Here is a 1,805-nt window from a genome sequence, read left to right as displayed (position 1 = left end):
GCAATTAACAAAAATAAATTGGGCCAAATGGTTAAAGAAGCCTGAAAACATTGAGCAATAGACCAGCGTTGCTGCATAAACACCGCTCGCATATATAAAATAATCGCTCCTTGATAAATCGGCTGCATCAGCAAGCCCAAGCCCACATATAACCAATAACTATAGGGGGACGATTGTTCAGGCTGCTGGAAATAACTGCTCTGAACTAAAGCAAAGGGAATGGCAAAAGGCACCACCATCGCCGCTAAGCTGAAAAAATGCCGACGATAAAAATGCCAACTGTCGGCCAACCAATCCCACAGGCGACTAAAATCCATGACGGCCCTCTCGCGCTCTTTCTATGTTCACCAGAACTTACCCCTTAGCTAGTTCGATACAATGGATTAATTGCGTTAACGAAGAAATTTGCCAAGCCACGCCCCGATAAGGCTGAACCTGAGCAGCTGAACCATCACGCTTCAGCCAAATGCTTTGCATACCTGCAGCAGCAGCGCCTTGCGCATCGTTAGCCAAATTATCACCAATATAACAGCATTGACTGAGCGACACTTGCGCCCGTTGCGCTGCCTGTTGAAAGATGGCCGCCTTGGGTTTAGCCGCGCCGGCAGCTTCGGCAGTTAAAACAAATTCAAAATAGGGATTTAGCCCTGCCGCAGCCACCTTACGTTGCTGCATATCTTCCGGGCCATTCGACACCAATGCTAAACGCCAGCCCTGTTGGCGTAGCTGCTCTAAACAAGCCAAACTTTCGGCATAGAGCTGAGTGGCTGCAATATATTGTTGCATGAAATATTCAAAGGCTTGCTCGGCCTCGGCATCACTAAGCTGCGGCATTTGCAAAGCTTCTCTGGCTCTGGCTTGACGCATCGCCGAAGCACTGATTTTAGCTTGTAAAAAGTCTGGGTAGTACTTTTTCAAGGCTCTTTGCCAATGAATTAAAGCGGCGGCTTCCTGTTGCGGTTGGTAGTGTCGAAATAAGGCCTTGGCAGCACTCGCAGTGGCTTGGCCGTCGTCAACCAAAGTATCATCAAGATCAAACATTAAGACACGTGCACTACAAACTTCAGTCATGCTAATTCCTGCTATTTTTTTGCCAGATTAGCGAGCCACTTAGAGAAGTCAACGCTTGTTTACAGAAAGCCTTTGCTAGTTCAGTGAAAAATGCGGTGATCGAAATAAGTCGTGCTAGCGTTTACTAAGGGTATGACTAAATAAAGAGATCGTTATGAAGGCCAAATCCCAAGCCGCTAATGATGTGACAGTGCTCTATTATTCGCTGGATAATCCCTTGCAGCTGCGCTCGATGCTGGTAAAAAAACAATTCAGAAACCAACATGGACGGGTGGTATTAAGCCCGCAACTAAAACACGACAAAATTATAGTGGCCTTGATTGATGGCGAGGCTAAGCTACTTAACATCCTCGGTGAACGCTGCCAGCTTACGCCGCTTTCTGCTGCCTAAATTACAGTTTGATGCTATCACCATTGGTGCTTTCATCTATTTCAGCTTCGGCGCACATATAAGCGCGACTCGAACAAAAAGGCGTGAGTGGCACGTCTGGTGATAAAGCTACTTGCTCTGCCAAACTGCGTTGATGTTTCTCGGTGACTCGATTTACCGTGTAAAATGCCAACCATAAAGCTAACAAACCAAACAGCACCGTGCCTACCGCCTGCCCGGCAACCACCCCTAAGGGGCCAAACCATTGGCCCCCCAAATAAACAAAAGGAATAGTGCCCAAGGTCGCTTTACCAAAGTTAATCACAGTGGAGGTACTGGGGTAGCCCAAATTATTAAAAGCCGC

The 1,805-nt window shown here is 47.2% G+C and carries 3 protein-coding genes and 1 pseudogene; 1 reads left to right on the top strand and 3 read right to left on the bottom strand.

Features of this window, described 5'->3' with window-relative positions:
• Both ACQY6Q_RS12025 and ACQY6Q_RS12020 read right to left on the bottom strand, forming a co-directional pair.
• Positions 1 to 317 (bottom strand): hypothetical protein (locus ACQY6Q_RS12025; protein ID WP_427981738.1); only part of this gene is annotated, 317 nt, incomplete at its 3' end.
• Positions 318 to 354: 37 nt separating this feature from the next.
• Positions 355 to 1,071 (bottom strand): HAD family hydrolase, encoded by a 717-nt coding sequence (locus ACQY6Q_RS12020; RefSeq protein ID WP_427981736.1) that lies wholly within the window; start codon positions 1,069 to 1,071, stop codon positions 355 to 357.
• Between the two features lie 154 nt (positions 1,072 to 1,225).
• Here ACQY6Q_RS12020 and ACQY6Q_RS12015 point away from each other — a divergent pair, with 154 nt between their 5' ends.
• Positions 1,226 to 1,462, top strand: coding sequence for a DUF2375 family protein (locus tag ACQY6Q_RS12015; protein ID WP_427981734.1), 237 nt, complete (start codon positions 1,226 to 1,228; stop codon positions 1,460 to 1,462).
• Position 1,463: 1 nt separating this feature from the next.
• Here the strand turns inward: ACQY6Q_RS12015 and ACQY6Q_RS12010 are convergent.
• Positions 1,464 to 1,805: pseudogene (locus ACQY6Q_RS12010) on the bottom strand (MATE family efflux transporter); the annotation flags it as partial.

It is taken from the genome of Agarivorans sp., from assembly GCF_050295395.1.
Lineage (GTDB): Bacteria > Pseudomonadota > Gammaproteobacteria > Enterobacterales > Celerinatantimonadaceae > Agarivorans.
Note: the sequence above shows the minus strand (reverse complement) of the source record. Positions and strands in the feature narration are given on the sequence as shown.

Coding starts and splice junctions, on each gene's coding strand:
- ACQY6Q_RS12020 (WP_427981736.1), bottom strand. CDS start 1,071: ATGACTGAAGTTTGTAGTGCACGTGTCTTAATGTTTGATCTTGATGAT.
- ACQY6Q_RS12015 (WP_427981734.1), top strand. CDS start 1,226: ATGAAGGCCAAATCCCAAGCCGCTAATGATGTGACAGTGCTCTATTAT.